Source organism: Azospirillum sp. TSH20 (genome assembly GCF_003115935.1).
In the GTDB taxonomy this organism is placed as follows: domain Bacteria; phylum Pseudomonadota; class Alphaproteobacteria; order Azospirillales; family Azospirillaceae; genus Azospirillum.
In genome coordinates this window covers 14,050-27,416 of the sequence record NZ_LGQU01000066.1, presented here as the reverse complement: position 1 = coordinate 27,416, position 13,367 = coordinate 14,050, and the positions used below count along the sequence as shown (strand labels likewise).

11 protein-coding genes are annotated in these 13,367 nt (G+C 57.3%); 8 read left to right on the top strand and 3 right to left on the bottom strand.

Going from position 1 to position 13,367, the window contains the following annotated elements:
* Window positions 1-190: 190 nt before the first annotated feature.
* Both cysE and TSH20_RS18755 read left to right on the top strand, forming a co-directional pair.
* Window positions 191-1,033 (top strand): serine O-acetyltransferase, encoded by an 843-nt coding sequence (gene cysE, locus TSH20_RS18760; protein WP_109076139.1) that lies wholly within the window; start codon window positions 191-193, stop codon window positions 1,031-1,033.
* 98 nt (window positions 1,034-1,131) lie between these two features.
* Entirely contained in the window at window positions 1,132-1,881 is a 750-nt protein-coding gene (locus TSH20_RS18755) for a DUF3750 domain-containing protein (protein ID WP_247871571.1), read from the top strand.
* 256 nt (window positions 1,882-2,137) lie between these two features.
* Here the strand turns inward: TSH20_RS18755 and TSH20_RS36165 are convergent, their stop codons facing one another.
* Window positions 2,138-2,347 carry a DUF3768 domain-containing protein gene (locus TSH20_RS36165; protein WP_282183577.1) on the bottom strand — a complete coding sequence of 70 codons (210 nt, stop codon included), beginning with the start codon at window positions 2,345-2,347 and terminating at the stop codon, window positions 2,138-2,140.
* Here TSH20_RS36165 and TSH20_RS18745 point away from each other — a divergent pair.
* Window positions 2,307-3,422 carry an HNH endonuclease gene (locus tag TSH20_RS18745; RefSeq protein WP_109076136.1) on the top strand — a complete coding sequence of 372 codons (1,116 nt, stop codon included), beginning with the start codon at window positions 2,307-2,309 and terminating at the stop codon, window positions 3,420-3,422. The genes TSH20_RS36165 and TSH20_RS18745 overlap by 41 nt on opposite strands.
* Window positions 3,423-3,491: 69 nt before the next feature.
* Here TSH20_RS18745 and TSH20_RS18740 read toward each other — a convergent pair whose 3' ends face one another.
* Window positions 3,492-3,959: a DUF6641 family protein gene (locus tag TSH20_RS18740; protein ID WP_199232093.1), complete on the bottom strand. Its 468-nt coding sequence runs from the start codon at window positions 3,957-3,959 to the stop codon at window positions 3,492-3,494.
* A 166-nt stretch (window positions 3,960-4,125) separates the two neighbouring features.
* Between TSH20_RS18740 and TSH20_RS34995 the strand changes: the two genes are divergently transcribed.
* The 3 genes from TSH20_RS34995 (at window position 4,126) to TSH20_RS18730 (ending at window position 8,265) form a co-directional block, all read left to right on the top strand.
* Window positions 4,126-4,302, top strand: coding sequence for a hypothetical protein (locus TSH20_RS34995; RefSeq protein ID WP_158282017.1), 177 nt, complete (start codon window positions 4,126-4,128; stop codon window positions 4,300-4,302).
* 431 nt (window positions 4,303-4,733) lie between these two features.
* Window positions 4,734-6,302, top strand: a complete 1,569-nt coding sequence (locus tag TSH20_RS18735; protein ID WP_109076135.1) for a CHASE2 domain-containing protein — start codon at window positions 4,734-4,736, stop codon at window positions 6,300-6,302.
* Window positions 6,303-6,774: 472 nt separating this feature from the next.
* Complete coding sequence (locus TSH20_RS18730) at window positions 6,775-8,265, top strand: M48 family metallopeptidase (protein ID WP_158282016.1); 1,491 nt, start codon at window positions 6,775-6,777, stop codon at window positions 8,263-8,265.
* A gap of 624 nt (window positions 8,266-8,889) precedes the next feature.
* Here TSH20_RS18730 and TSH20_RS34695 read toward each other — a convergent pair.
* Window positions 8,890-9,258 carry a hypothetical protein gene (locus TSH20_RS34695; RefSeq protein WP_146205435.1) on the bottom strand — a complete coding sequence of 123 codons (369 nt, stop codon included), beginning with the start codon at window positions 9,256-9,258 and terminating at the stop codon, window positions 8,890-8,892.
* Window positions 9,259-9,666: 408 nt separating this feature from the next.
* On the opposite strand from TSH20_RS34695, the gene TSH20_RS18720 reads away from it, so the two are divergent.
* Both TSH20_RS18720 and TSH20_RS18715 read left to right on the top strand, forming a co-directional pair.
* Complete coding sequence (locus TSH20_RS18720) at window positions 9,667-12,375, top strand: DUF499 domain-containing protein (RefSeq protein ID WP_199232438.1); 2,709 nt, start codon at window positions 9,667-9,669, stop codon at window positions 12,373-12,375.
* Window positions 12,375-13,364 (top strand): hypothetical protein, encoded by a 990-nt coding sequence (locus TSH20_RS18715; RefSeq protein ID WP_109076131.1) that lies wholly within the window; start codon window positions 12,375-12,377, stop codon window positions 13,362-13,364. The genes TSH20_RS18720 and TSH20_RS18715 overlap by 1 nt, the downstream gene beginning before the upstream one ends.
* The last annotated feature ends 3 nt before the right edge of the window (window positions 13,365-13,367 follow it).

Below are 13,367 nucleotides of genomic sequence, written 5' to 3'. Positions count from 1 at the left end.
CCGACACCGAAGCAAATCCATAGCCCTTCAAACCATCTGGGGATTTTTCGACCGACCGTTCTGGGGAAGCTTCATTCGGCCTTTACATGCGCATGGCGATGGTGGAACGGGAAGCAGCCTTGACGGCAACGGCCTTGACCGGACCGGGGGCCGCTCACCACAGTAACAGCCTTGTTTGCGGGAAAGGGTGATGGCGATGGACAGCCTGGACGTCACGATGCGCGAGGCGGCCGAAACGGTCGAACAGTCGCTGTGGCGCAGCCTGCGCGCCGACGCCGCCCGGGTGGCGGAGGAGGAAAGCGGCCTCGCTCCCTACCTCTACGACGCGGTGCTGGCGCGCGACGGCTTCGGCCCGGCGCTGGCGGCCCTGCTGGTGCGCAAGCTGGCCGACCGCGCCATGCCGGAGGACCGGTTGGCCGCCGTGGTGCGCGACGCCATGGAGTCCGACCCGGCCATCGTCGAGGCCGCCGCCGCCGACCTTGCCGCCATCCTGGCGCGCGACCCGGCGGCCGACGGCTGCCTGACGCCCTTCCTCTATTTCAAGGGCTACCACGCCCTGCAATGGCACCGCGTCGCCCACTGGCTGTGGCGGGGCGGCCGGCACGACCTTGCCCATTTCCTGCAAAGCCGGGTGTCGGAAGCCTTCGCCGTCGACATCCACCCGGCGGTGCCGGTCGGGCGCGGCGTGTTCATCGACCACGGCACCGGCGTGGTGATCGGCGAGACGGCCGTAATTGGCAACGACGTGTCGATCCTGCAGAACGTCACGCTGGGCGGCACCGGCAAGGAGCATGGCGACCGCCATCCCAAGGTGCGCGACGGCGTGCTGCTGTCGGCCGGGGCCAAGGTGCTGGGCAACATCACCATCGGCGCCCACGCCAAGGTCGGCGCCGGCAGCGTCGTGCTGAAGGACGTCCCCGGCTGCGCCACCGTGGCCGGCGTGCCCGCCAAGGTCGTCGGCTGGTGCCGCGACGAGCCGGCGCCGGCACTGACCATGGACCAGAGCCTGCAACAGGGCGACTACAGCATCTGAGCGGCCTCTTCCGCGCTGTCCCTCCGCTGTCACCGGAAATCCGCCGTCGCAATGACTACATGGAAGGCGGGCGGTAATAGGGCGCGAGGGCCGTGAGGGTGCTGCTGGCATTTCTGTTGACGCTGGTCCTGCTGCTGGCCGGACCGGTGTTCCTGCTTGCCTCCGGCGCGGTGCCGACGGCCGTCGACTGGAGCCGCATCGACCGCAGCCCGGTGGGCCTCGCCCCCGACGCGGCGATGACGCCGGAGGCGGTGGTCCAGGTCTATGCCGCCCGCGTCCTGTCCTGGCGCGGCGCCTTCGGCGTGCATCCCTGGTTCGCGGTGAAGCCGGCCGGCGCCCGCAGCTATACGGTCTACGAGGTGATCGGCTGGCGCGCCTATCGCGGCCTGTCGGTGGTCTCTGTCAGCAACCGCGACCCCGACGGTCGTTGGTTCGGCGCGCAGCCCACCCTGTTGGGCGAACTGCGCGGTCCCGCCGCCGAAACCGCCATCCCCAAGATCGCCGAGGCCGCCGCCAGCTATCCCTATGCCGGCGAATACCGCGTCTGGCCCGGCCCCAACAGCAACACTTTCGCCGCCTGGGTCGCCCGTGCAGTCCCGGAACTGCGGCTCGACCTGCCATCGACCGCGCTGGGCAAGGATTACCTGGGCCGCGGCGTGTTCGCGCGGGCGCCGAGCGGCACCGGTTGGCAGATCAGCCTGTTCGGCGTCGCCGGCCTGCTTCTGGCGCTGGAGGAGGGGCTGGAGGTGAATTTGCTGGGGCTGACGGTGGGAATCGACCCGCTGGACCTTGCAGTGAAACTGCCGGGGATCGGGCGGGTGAGATGGTCAGAGTCCGAGCCGCTTTAAGAAGAGCGAAAGAACTTGATGATACGCGGGAAGAGTATGGTCAGTTGGCTTGACCGAAGCACACCATCCAGACCTTGAACTTCGAAGGGAGGATGGTGCCCAGGGACGGAGTCGAACCGCCGACACGGGGATTTTCAGTTGCAAACGATGTAGCTTAAGCTATTGATTTCAAATAAATGCGCTGCATTGTGTGCTAGCATTGTGCTAGGATTACGAAAGCAAGGAAAAAAATCCTATCGGCCGTTTGGGCGATCTTCTAATATTCACTTGCTAGCATGATCGTCAGCATCCGCACGGTCAAGCTGGGATCTGCAGGATTGGATGACAGGTAGGTCATGGTGGGGTCGTAGTAGTCGATCTTCCACATAATCTGCGTGTATCGCACCACTATGGTCATGCAGTCTTGCTCATCGTAAGGCAGTAGAATGGGGCCGCAGGATCGCGAAGCACACCTATTGACGTGCAATCTTTATCCGCTGACAATGCGCAACAGTACAAATAGCGTGCTATGGCTTGGCAAGATGCCTACAACTCTGCGAGTTAGCGATTTACCTGCTCTAATCACAGCCTCAAAGGCCGACTGGCTCGCGGGAACTACATGGCTGGGATTTACCCCAACCGATGACACCCAAACAGCACGCAACCAGTGCCAAGGCACTATCCAACGTCAGTTCGCGAACGGCTACGTGATTGAGTACATTACCGAGCAATTTAGCAGTCCAAATCCCGGCTTCGAGCGCGACCTAACCTATCTTGAAGAGCGGGAGGCACACAAAGCTTTAGCTGGCCGCTTAATTGCCGTTCATAAGCTCAAGGTAACTGCACGATCTCTTGAAGACATCTTAGGGCGCGAAGAGTACAAGCGTCTTCAAGACATGTGGGCTCAAGGTGGCAAGAGGTATCGGTGGTCGGTTGCATTTCCAATTATCGAAACGTACGAAATTGTTGGCCGACCCAAGGCGAAAGATGTGCTTGGCGACGAAATGTATAGGCGCCTGTATCAAAGATCGTCCTCGACGTTGCGGGTGCTGACAGACGAGGAACGAGCGAAGCTCAAAAACCTTGAAATCAAGCAAATCCAGGCATCAAATGCTTGGATCGGCATTGAGGACGAGTTTGCAGCAGCCGAGGCGAGCCAGATTACCACACGTACTCTGAAGATGATAAATGCGGACCTTGCCGACCGCGCTCTTGAAGGTACAATGAAGGAACGGTGGGCTAAAGTTCGGCGCCGCGCTGCTTGGATAGCAGATAAGTTCATTCGGTCCAGAACGCGGTTGGAAACACTCCGCTGTGACGACTGTGGCTTTGATCCGGCTACTATATTCCCCTCGGCAGAGAAGAATATACTGCGGAGCTTGTTGGACGTTCATCACCGGAATCCACTGGATGAAGGCATCCGGTACACCACAACAAAAGACTTTTCTTTGCTCTGTCCTACATGCCACCGTGTCGAGCACCAAAGGCTGAAACAGGAAGCACTGCTTAATTCAAAGAAATCCACGAGCAATCCTAGTGAAGCGCAGCTGGATCAGCTATAGCGCTGCCAGGAGGACTTGCGGAAACGCACGAGGCGTGCGATTTCCACAGACCCCTTTCAGCCCCTGCGATCACGCGGCCTTCCCGGCCTTTGTGGTCGTGGAAGGCTTGTTCAGCACCCGCTGACGGCTCGCGACCGCGCCGGCAATCACCTTGTCGAGTTCCCCTGCTGTGACAGCCTGACGGACCTGTTCCAGCACCGGCACCAGACGATCCATGATGCCCACGGTGATGACCGACTTGCCGGGCCTAAGTTCGAGCGGCCGGTTGCCATAGTGGATCTGGAGGTGAACTGTTCCAGCCTCGTCCTTCCACCACCAGGGGCGGAACCGCACCGGCACGTCGCGACGTTCCTTCGTCCCGTCCACATCCACCCATCGGCCGACACGGCGGATGAACACCTCTCCTTTGATCGTCGCCGTCGCGGCTTCAATCTGAAGCGCCAGTGCGTCGAGCAGCTTGCGACGGGCAATCCCTTCCGGGCTGGCTTCGCCCTGCTTAGCGGTGTTCGTGAGGGTTAGGCTGTCCAGGATGCTCATTGACGTTCTCCATACGTTCGATTTTCATATGGTAACGTCCCGGCGCCAGGACTCAACCTTTGAGTGAGTCGCAGTTCAAGCCTTCGATTGATCTGTCTTCCACCCGTGCTACCAGGGCAGCAGGAGATAAATATCCGTATAACGGATACGTTTACGGAGAACCGCCATGAAAATTGAAGATATTGATGAACTCTTCCCCTTTCCCTCTCCTGGGAATAAGGCCATGAATGACGAGGAAATGGATGCTCTGCGCCGACGCATGCAGGCTTGCATTCAAAGGGCTCGTGCTCCGCATACCAACGTGCGGCATGTTTGTCTGACCTTTACCCCGCTACAGCGGTAGCGTGGACATCAGAACGCACTGGCACAGCAACAACAGCACGGCATTTCGGTCCCGATGCTGAAACACGCGCACAGGCCGGCGGCATCAAACCCATCGTATGCTTAGTGGAGCGCACGATAGACCGCCTCCTTTTTCGAACTGGCTGCTGCTATCTCACCCGCTCGAGAACGGTCCCTTATGCCGCATGCAAGAGCATGCTTTTCCTTTGATAACGGAAGTTGCCTGTATATCTTTCTGCCCCACGTTGTGGGACTTGCTGGCTGGTGCCATCTTGCGCGACATGGAGCAACGTTATTTACTTTCGTGGCCATAAGGTTAACCAACAGGTAAAAGAGGTTGATTTGCTTCAAGAACAAAAATCCTGCGGTGGGCAATGGTACCATTGTGTCCCGTGGCGTCGGCTCCGGGAGGCAGGTGGTGTTGCTACCCTAATGATGCTCTTTTGGGTTGTGTTTACTTGGTTTGACCCGCTTGGGATTGAGGGTGCGACAAAGAAGCAGTCGACCATTCTGTTCGACCGGGTCGCTGCTCCTTTCTATGGATTCGGAGATCGGCCCGCACGTGATGGCATCGCAGTCGTGGCAATAACCGATACGACACTCAGCAACTTCAACGCGACTTGGCCGCTCCCTTACGCGGCCCATGCACAAACTCTTGGTAGAATTCTTGCTGGGGGAGCGAAGGGTATCTTTGTCGATATCTTGTTCAACGGAGAGCGTGCAGGCGATAGTCTCGACGCCTTCCGCTACGTCCTTGACGAAGCGAAGCAGATGGATGTGCCGGTGGTATTTGCTAAAGCCGGCGAGAGTCAGCGCTTTCAAGGTCCGCTGAAGGACGTTGAACGGGCTGAGGTCACTTGGGTCTCTGAACGATACTACCCTTTACATGTTGAGGGTTCTGGAAGCCGGGAACATGAAGAGGTCAGTCACGCGGGAGCGCATTCTGCTTCCCATGTAGAACCGCCCGCAACTGCCGCTATGTACCTCTTTAACCGGCTCTGCGTTGAGCAGAAGAAGCTCGATCGTTGTCCGCCCAATGTTGATCCATCAGAGTTTGAGCATGAACTTTACATGCGATGGGGAAGTCATTATGACCCAGTGCAGTCCTCGGTAAGCGATACGTCAAAGTGCCGCACATTTGAATCCAGTTGGCAGAGCCGCTTAATGGAGGCGGCCGATCAAGCATGGCGCAGCATTTTCGCCGGCCTCACGCCAGTTTTCGGACCTGCTGCGCGGCAGTCGTGCTTCTACATCCTTACTATTAGTGCCGAGCAACTCGGAAATCATGACGTCATTGATCTCCTCAAAGATCGCATTGTTTTCTACGGTACCGACTTGCTGACGCAGCACGACCTTTTCAACTCTTCAGTCTTTGGGCAGGTTGCTGGCGTGCAGGCACATGCTATGGCGTTCGACAACTTAATGACCTATGGCGACAATTATTTTCGCGGATCGCCAGAAATTCATTTCGCAGGTATGCCGATTTCCTATGCGGAGTTGACTGAGTTGGGGTTGTGGATGCTGATGGCGGTTACGACTGCCCTCATTCACGTATTGCGTGGCAGCCATCACGGAGACGGAGTGCGCCTCGCCGGATGGATCGCGTACGTATCTTTGGCAGTAATCCTGGTTCTTGCCGTTGTTGATCAGCTTTCTGTACGCGCTGATATCTGGGAAGCATTCCCATTTCTGTTGCTAATTCTAGCAGTGGGCGTGTTTTCGAGCTTGTCTGTAAAGATATTCGTCCGCTCTAGTATTGAAAAGAACCCAAATAATATTTGGCTTTCTACTGCATTCTCTGTATCTGTGATTTCCGTAGCCTTCGTCGTCAACGAGACAATCTTACACTGGGACTCTGCCAACTGGTTTGGGTTTGTGCTCCTCTATCTCGGAAGCAGAGAGGTTGCGGAGATTATGGAGTCCCAGGGACTCGCGAGCTTCTTTTTTGGTCGACGTTTTATGCGAAAGGACGAGGCCAAGAACCAGCATCTTGCAGACTGACACAGACAGATCATCAAAACTTTCTGTTCACGTCTGCATAAGTGCTCCGATTGTCGGAGGCTTTCAGTTCTCAACAAAAATTGGAGATAGATGATGGTGTTCGTTGTGAGAGCTGCCTTGCTAGCATCGTGCTTTTCAATTGGCGGTGTTTTCGTTGCTTTCTCTGCGATGGCAGAGGGGGTTGTTCAGAAAGTTTACGGAGAGCAGGTACGTCTGCTTGACAAAGATGAGAACGTTACTGAGGCGACTGTCCCGGCTTCTGCTCTGCTGAACCGCCCAGTGGCGGGACGTCTTGCACGCGGCGCCTGGGTAGTTGAATCCACGCAGGGGCGGGTGATTGTCGACTCTCGAAACATTCGTACCAATGCAGATCCCAACATATGCGTCGTTCTTACCACCCGACCAGGGGGCAGCCAGAGTTTGGTATCGAATGGACTGTCTAACAACTGCACGCATTGACGGAAGCCGGATCATGGCCTCGCGTACCTTATCATTTGCTTTCTATCTTGCCGGTGCCCTGGCTCTGACAGGCTGCAAGACCACTGAGCTGATCACGAGTGGCTCCTCCGACGGGCGCCCAATCGACCGGCTTTCAGCTGCGCAGTCGACCAGCGGTAAGGCGCAGCCTACCGAAAAGCAGCTCCTCCGCTTTGCAATGCTTCAACCGAGCGGCGTTGCAGAGGTGCCTGTTGTGAGTGAATATGCGCGCGACGTGCTGCGCAAGCTATTGGAGGGCGTACCTGGGCCTCGACCTGCTACACAAGTCTATCTGATTCCTTCGTCGAACTTCAATGCGGAGACTGGTCCTTCCGGCGGTATCTTCTTGACATTTGGAACACTTGAGCGGCTGCGCACCGATGCGAACCTCGGAGCAGAAGATCACCTCGCCTTTATCTTAGCCCATGAATTGGCACACGTCCTCCTCGGTCATGTAGAGGATCGAGCAGACTCACGTGACGCGCTACGCAAGCTATCTATCTTGGCCCAGATCGGGATGCAGGTCGCTGGCGCTAAGGCGCAGGACGCAACGAAGCAGCGGCTTGGCGGTTACGTCCTTGCCAATGTCCTTGGTCTGGAGGCGCTGGAAACGACGCTTTTTCCGGCCTGGACTCGGGATCAAGAGTACGACGCTGACCGCCTAGGTATCGACCTGATGGTTAAAGCCGGCTATCTGCCAGATGCGGCCTTCGACGTCATCAATGTCATCAACGCCGACGAACAGGAACGCGACCGTCGCCGCAAGGCAGCGAAAGAGGCCTTAGAGAAGCAGTTGGAGGAGCAACGCAAAATTATGCCGGTCAAGGAGGCAATCAATGCGGCTTCGGCCAGCCTCCAGCAACAGATGGAAATGTCCTTCAAACAAGTGCTCGAAGATTTACGCAACAACCACCCGGGTTCGGATAATCGGGATGATGCACTGCGCACCTATGTGATGAAGGAATACGCTGATGTCCGGCCGAAAATGCGTAAAGACCCCCTTCAGCGAGTCCTAAATCGAAGTGAGGTTAAGCTTTCGCTGCAGCGGTTCCGAAGCCTTGAACAAGCGTTGCAACTTATTGATGCCAAAAATCCGCAACATGCCCAGTCTGCTTACAGGATTGGCGCACAAGGTCCGACAGGGCAAACTCCTTATGCAGCCTGGGTTGGCTATCGCGTAGCCGTCGCTGCCGGTCGACCTGATGATGGGATTCCTGTGCTGACAAAGGCAATTTCGCATCCGCAAGCCACGCTGCCGGTTTACATGGCTCTGGGGGAATATCTGGAGGCACACGGAAGGAATGATATTGCTTACGCAACCTATCGGACGGCGGACGAACGGCTCGCTTTTGACGATTTGATCCCACACGAGATTCGAGTGGCTAAGCGTTTAAACCGGTCTCCAGACGTCAGTGGGTTTCAAGTCCGTTGTGTCGCAACCGGCGACCGCGACCTTATCAAGCGCTGCAGCGAGGCTGGGAAGTAGGAAAGGCTCTTAAGGTCTAGGCGGATGCTTGTGCTGACCGGTCAATAATCCGCTTAGATCAAGATGTCTGAGCGCTAACCGCTCTACGGCGTTGTAGAGTTTTCGCAGAACATATAGAAGGAAGCTCGGAACGAGCAGCCTTCTAATATTGTCAGCCCCGTTATGAAAACAGCTAAGAGCTAATGGACTGGGAAAAATATTGCCTATCATCTCCCCGCTATCCAGCTACAGCGGTAGCATGAGGATCAGACCTTACTGGCACAGCCCAGCAGCACGGCATTTCGGTGCTGCGGCCAAAGCACGGGCGCGCATGTCGTCCCACAGGTCATCCAGCAGTCCTTCTAAAAGACTGCGCTGGTCATGGTAGCGCGGGTCAGAGGCCAGTCGTTCGACGAGCAATTCCAACCGCGCAGCCAACCCCATCAAGGCCATTATGTTAGGCTGGCGCTGCCTCGCTTCCATGGAGGTGAAGTAACTTTGTGATGCGCCCAACCAGTCCCGGCTGAATTGCGCCTTCGTGTTACAAACGCCAACATGAGATAGTATATTGTATGCGTTCTGTAAAATCATCTCATCACCTATATTCATATCTATAATGGAAGTGCTGCTCTAGCAGCATCTTATTTATTCACCCCATGCTTTCGCGGCAGTAAGCTTTGCGTCTGCTCTTGCTTTCTGTGCAGCGGCCATCGTCGCCAGCGTTTCAGCGCGGATTTGCTCGATCTCCAATCGTGCCTGTTCCGCTTCGTATTCCGTCTGCCGGGCTTCCGCTCGCTCCTTCTTTAGTTCGAGTTCCTCCCGCTCCACATTAAGGTCTCCAAACATCAACGCGACTACGTCATGCTCCAGAGCAGTCTTTTCCTCCGTTAAGTTCCTACAGCGCCTTTCATAATGCAAATGATCAGGCATTCTTACCTTTTGCCCGTTGGCGCAGTTGATCTCTCTTGTCTCTGAGGCATTTGTGGTTTCCCCATATATTTCTATTGCTTTCATGCTATTCTCCAGAATTTCTCCTTCGTTTATTTATAGATAACGGTTCGGTGCTCCGATGTTCGATAGACGTTGAGCTACCCCCTAAGAGTGCGCGATACTTTCCCTCATAGGGCTGTCGTGGCGGCTAGGGGAAGGCGATGCAAACGCGCAGGCGAGGAATAACGCTATGGGGACAAGCTCGAGAGGTGCACTTGTTCTAAAGCCGTGGCGCCCCGAGTCGGCGCTATTGGCGCCTCTGGGGATCTTGCTTGCAAACTGATGGAAATAGCCGAACCACCGCGAGGTTGGTTGGAAGCGGCCGATCTGGCGACTTCGGTGCGTCGGATTAGGGCATCGGCTGTCGGCACATAATGCAGGGATAAAAGGATGCTTGGGCTTAGCCTTCGCGAAGAATTCCGCGGGAAGCGCTTGAAGGGCACTGCCATTGAGCTTTCCAACGAAACCAACACCGGCGCGACCCAGATCGCGGCGAAAGAGTTTCTCCAAATCACTTACCCGACTCACGACCTTCTAAAAGGGATCGAGGCTGTCGGACCGGACAAGGGGCGTCCGGTGGTGGTGATCGGCGAGCGTGGCCTTGGTAAGTCTCACCTGATGGCGGCGCTATACCACGCGGTGAATGACCCCAACTCGACTGATGCATGGCTGAATTACTGGGCAACCATTCTGTGCGAACCATCTATCGCCAAGATCGGCCTGCGCTCAGGAATGGAGGTGATCGGCGAGAGCCTTCACCGGCAACGTTACAAGTTCCTGTGGGACCTTTTGTTCGAGCGCCATCCCCACGGCACCTACATCAAGGGCAAATGGGAAGGCATGGGCGCGGCCAAGACCGATATCCCTTCCGACAAGCTGATCCTCGAGTTGTTGGAGTACAAACCGACCATGCTGCTTCTGGACGAATTCCAGACGTGGTACGATGGTCTGACGAACACGAAACAATACCCATGGAAGAACTGGGCGTTCAACTTCATCCAGATCCTATCGGAGATTGCAAAAGAACGGCCAGACCTTCTGGTGTTGGTGGTTTCCGTGCGCAACGGGGGCAGCGATGCCTACCAACAGGTACACCGCGTCAACCCGGTTGCCATCGACTTTAAGGCGGGCGGTAACGCAGAGCGCATCCAGCAAGATCGTCGCCGCATGTTGCTCCACCGTCTTTTCGAGAATCGGCTACAGATTGCGAATGGCACGATTGAAGCGCTGGCCGCTCAACACGTAACGGAGTATTTCCGCTTGCTTGCCGTTCCTCCTGCCGAGCAGGAGCGGAAGCGCAGTGAATTTATCGAGTCCTGGCCCTACGCGCCACATTTGCTGCGTCTTCTTGAAGAGCAGGTGCTGATCGCGACCGACGCGCAGGAAACGCGCGACATGATTCGTATCCTGGCCAACCTCTACAAGAGCCGCGGCGAGGTCGCTCCGGTGCTTACGGCCGCAGACTTTCGTCTGGACGATGATGCATCAGGCATCGGTGCTTTGCTGGATTCCGTTTCCAACGAGCATCACCGCACGCTGCGCGCGAAGGCACAGCAGAACATCATTTCGGTCACCGAGGCGGTTTCCAATCACGTAAGCCATGCACCGCACCTTCAGGAGATCATAGGCGCATTGTGGCTGCGCTCGATTGCCGTTGGCAACTTGGCCGGCGCCGAGCCCGCGATCCTGCAGGTTGACATCACGCGGGACAAGGCCATCGACGATAATGCGTTTCAAGTCGAACTGGCGACCATCGTCGAGAATAGCTTCAACATTCACCAGGATGGCTCCCGACTAGTTTTTCGCGAGGAGGAGAACCCGCGGGCCAAGTTGATGGCCTGCGCGCGCAACGACAAGCTGTTCGCCGATGGTTCCGACAAGGCCCAACTCGCGAAGCAGGTTCGCTATGTAATCGGTGGCACCGACGAGGTCGCAAAGACATTCCGCGTGATCGCGTTGCCACAAGCCTGGCAGACAGACCCATGGTCAGTACTTGACGAAGCCGAGCATCCAGATCGATGGGATGAGCGCCTGCCCATCTTGGTGCTGCCGGAAGAACCCGACAAGATCGACCAGCGTCTTGGCCGCTGGCTCAAGGATCACTTGCAGAAGCGTCGCAACACCATTCGCTTCCTCTTGCCGCGATCCGGCTCGTCGAATGCTTTCCAGGATCGTGATTTGCTGATTCTGGCCCGCGCCGAGATGAAGGCGCAGGAGTGGAGTGGCCATAATCCTGAATACAAGAAGCTGCACAACGAATTCCAGGGGGCATTACGTGATAATCTAAAGAAGCGCTTTGATCGTTTTGCCGTACTGCATCGCTGGAATTTTGCCGATCCAGATCAATGCATATTCAGCGTCGAGAGTCTGAAGAAGCAAGGCGCGCAAATTCCCGAAGGCATTGAAGATGCGCTGACCACCGACCTGTTCGTTCCTGAAGACTTCGAAGACCTCGTGCGGGAAGCAGCCGCCGAAAACGCGGCTGTAGGCAAACTGCTGCGTGAGCTTCAGGAGCCGCGTCCGGCGGGTCAGGATTGCATTCCTTGGCTTGGAGAAACCGCGATGAAGGAGCGCATCTTGCGCCTGTGCGCGCGGGGCAAAATCGCCATCAATCTACGCGGCCTTGAATACCTGCAGACCCATCCAGGCGAGGACGAAGAAGCGGCGTGGAAGCGCCTGCGTCCAAAACTTTCCTATACTGGTCGTCAACTTGACGAAGTATTCCTAATGGAACCATCGGCGGTACCGACCACGGGTGGAACGACGCCTCTCGCACCCGCGCCACAACCACCTGCTGGCGGGGGAGGTAAAGGCTTGTTTGGGGACGTAACATCGCCGCATCCAACATCCAATGGCAGTGACACGCCAACTGGGGGCGACACGCCTCCATCTGGCGACGGGATCTTCGTTGGCGGGGCCACGGGCATTGGCGGCAAGCCTCGCATCCCTCTTAGCAATCCGGCTACCTCGCCGCTCAATCTGATCGGCAAGCTCGAAGGCTGGGGCATCGGCCCCGCCACACAGGTAGCGGAAGTCTTGATCAAGGTGTCTGCAGCAAATGGCGCCCAGCTCAAGGAGCTGCTCAAGAAACTCCCAGACGGAATGACCTTCGAGCTCAGCCTTGAGAAGGAGGATAGCTGATGGCACTCGACACTGCGGTACTGCACAGCCTGATCAAAGGCACCGCCGAGGACGCGTGGCGCACCATTATCAACGAGGTTGTCGAGATTGCGTCAAGGCCGCTGGCCGCAGGCAACGCGCCAGGCGAGGTCATTAAGCGCGATCGCGAAATCGGTGCGCTTGATCACTTCTTGTCGTCCAGCGGCTGGGACCTGTGGCAAGTCTTCGGGGACGCCGTCGAACGCACCTCGGATCGTCTCATCCGCTGGTGGTCCGAGCCTTACAGCGCCAAGGCAGTGCTGATTCTCGACGGCCTGTCGCTGCGGGAATTGCCCTGGCTGCTACAAGGGGCCAAAGAGAGAGGCTTTACACTCCACGACGTCGCGGTCAACGCCTCCGAGCTGCCCGGTGAAACCAACGAATTTGCCCAGGCGCTGGGGTTCGGCAGCCGCAGCCAGCTTCAGAACAACGGCGGTGGTCTTACCCACAGGCTGCAACCAGCGCACACTGAGTGCGTCGATATGCCGTGGAAGGATTGCGAGGGGTTGATCAACGGAATACCCAACTGGGTGTTTTGGCATCACTGGCCCGACAGCAAAGTTCACGATGGCGCTGGCGCTGGTCAAGGGCTTGACACGCTGACCCGCGACGCCGCCGACCAGCTCAGCGGCAACGACTTCTGGACCTTTGTCGAGCGATTGGCTACCGGGCGGCGGCTGGTCATCACTTCCGACCATGGATACGCCGCCACCGGCTACTTCCCGGACGCCGATGGCGAAGTCGGCCAATTCCTCAAGAAGACCTTCGCCAGTGGGCGCAGCACCAAGGGCGCCGGAGAGACTGGACCGTTCGTGCCGCCGGTAGCCCTCCAGATCAACAGCTCTCACGGCGCTCACCTCCTGGCCGTTGGTAGGTGGAAATGGAAGAGCCAGGGCGGTTACCCGACGCTGACACATGGAGGCCTCTCCCTGCTTGAGGTGCTGTCGCCCTTCGTCGAGCTCACGAAATAAGGA

Coding starts and splice junctions, on each gene's coding strand:
- TSH20_RS34695 (WP_146205435.1), bottom strand. CDS start 9,258: ATGAAAGCAATAGAAATATATGGGGAAACCACAAATGCCTCAGAGACA.
- TSH20_RS18715 (WP_109076131.1), top strand. CDS start 12,375: ATGGCACTCGACACTGCGGTACTGCACAGCCTGATCAAAGGCACCGCC.
- TSH20_RS18745 (WP_109076136.1), top strand. CDS start 2,307: ATGGGGCCGCAGGATCGCGAAGCACACCTATTGACGTGCAATCTTTAT.
- TSH20_RS18735 (WP_109076135.1), top strand. CDS start 4,734: ATGATGCTCTTTTGGGTTGTGTTTACTTGGTTTGACCCGCTTGGGATT.
- TSH20_RS18740 (WP_199232093.1), bottom strand. CDS start 3,959: ATGAGCATCCTGGACAGCCTAACCCTCACGAACACCGCTAAGCAGGGC.
- TSH20_RS18730 (WP_158282016.1), top strand. CDS start 6,775: ATGGCCTCGCGTACCTTATCATTTGCTTTCTATCTTGCCGGTGCCCTG.
- TSH20_RS34995 (WP_158282017.1), top strand. CDS start 4,126: ATGAAAATTGAAGATATTGATGAACTCTTCCCCTTTCCCTCTCCTGGG.
- cysE (WP_109076139.1), top strand. CDS start 191: ATGGCGATGGACAGCCTGGACGTCACGATGCGCGAGGCGGCCGAAACG.